Raw genomic sequence first — 1,470 nt, 5'->3', positions numbered from 1 at the left:
TCGGCCACCAGGCGGCGTGTATTGGGGCTGTCGCGGCCGGTATACCAGCCCAGCGGGCGTGTGCCGGTGAGTTTTTCAATGGCGTCCAGCCCCAGGCGCATGTGTTCGCGTTCGGTGGCTTCGTCGATCTGCTGGTAGTTGATCCAGCGCCAGCCGTGGCAGGCGATTTCGTGGCCGAGTTCAGTGAAGGCCGCGGCGACTTCGGGGTGGCGTTGCAGCGCCATGCCCACGCCGAAGACAGTGAGTGGCAGCCTGCGTTTTTCAAACTCGCGCAGGATGCGCCATACGCCCACACGCGAGCCGTACTCGTAGATGCCTTCCATGCTCAGGTGCCGGTCGGCAAAGCTGGGCGGGTTGGCCATTTCAGACAGGAACTGCTCAGAGCCGGGGTCGCCGTGCAGCACCGAGTTTTCGCCGCCTTCTTCATAGTTGAGGACGAACTGCACGGCGACGCGAGCCCGCCCGGGCCAGTTGGCTTGCGGCGGGTTGCGGCCGTAGCCGACCAGATCTCTAGGGTAAGAAGTAGCCCCCACGCTCTTCACTGCGTGTACTTCGCTGCCCCCCGAGGGGGCTAATTTTCCTTGGGGCGGCCCGGCGGAAAATTGCTTGTTATCTTTATTCATGACAGCGCCATTGAAATATCGTTGGTAGGTACCTTGCGGTCGAAGGCGAGGCTCTCCTCGACATGCAGTAGGTGTTCATTCATGAGGCGTACGGCCAGCGCTTCGTTCCTGGCGGCCAGCGCCTTGACGATTTCGCCGTGCTCGTCATTGGAGTGTTCAGCGGCGCTGGCTGTCTGGTACATCAGGGTAATGAGGGCGCAGCGCGAGGTCAGCTCGCCCAGCATCTGGGCCAGCACTTCATTGCCCATGAGCTCGGCCATGCGCACATGAAAGTCACCCAGCAATTCCGTCCGGCCTGAAACGTCGCCGAGGTCTACAGCGGATTTTTCGCGCGCGACGTGTTCTTTCAGCGCCTTGATCTTGGCGGGGGTGACCTCGCGTATGAAGGCGCGCGTCATCTCGGCTTCCAGCATCCGGCGCACGGCGAACACTTGCCGCGCTTCCATCACCGACGGCGCAGCCACAAAAGCGCCGCGCGCCGGCTCCAGACGGATGAGGCGGTTTTGGGAAAGCTGGAACAGCGCCTGCCGTACCAGCGTGCGTGAAACGCCAAAATGGTCGGCCAGCTTTTGCTCGGCAAGCTTGGTGCCCGGGTGTAGCCTGTGCTCCACAATGGCCTTGGTCAGGGCTTCGACGATGGTGTGCGTGGTTGACGATTCCATCGGCCCATAATAGCCGGAATGCCAAAAAGTGTATACACTTTTGGTAAACCAGATCAAAACAAGAGCTGCTCAAAACCCCAGCGAAGCGGTCCTGGCTAGGCGCGTCGCCGCAGACAGTGCTATCGGCACGGCAAGGCGGCGCAACAACGCCAGGAGGGTTTTTTGAGCAGCTCCCTCAACTAACT

The 1,470-nt window shown here is 61.2% G+C and carries 2 protein-coding genes; both read right to left on the bottom strand.

The window, feature by feature from the left end:
* Positions 1-623 (bottom strand): polysaccharide deacetylase family protein (locus AC1D0Z_RS21625; RefSeq protein WP_477660206.1); only part of this gene is annotated, 623 nt, incomplete at its 3' end.
* The gene (locus AC1D0Z_RS21620) at positions 620-1,285 is read right to left on the bottom strand and encodes a GntR family transcriptional regulator (protein WP_477660205.1); all 666 of its coding nucleotides are present in this window, start codon (positions 1,283-1,285) and stop codon (positions 620-622) included. The genes AC1D0Z_RS21625 and AC1D0Z_RS21620, both read right to left, overlap by 4 nt.
* Between the last annotated feature and the right edge of the window lie 185 nt (positions 1,286-1,470).

It is taken from the genome of Polaromonas sp. P1_E3 (genome assembly GCF_056405935.1).
The sequence above is the reverse complement of the archived record's forward strand: the minus strand, read 5'-3'. Positions and strand labels throughout refer to the sequence as shown.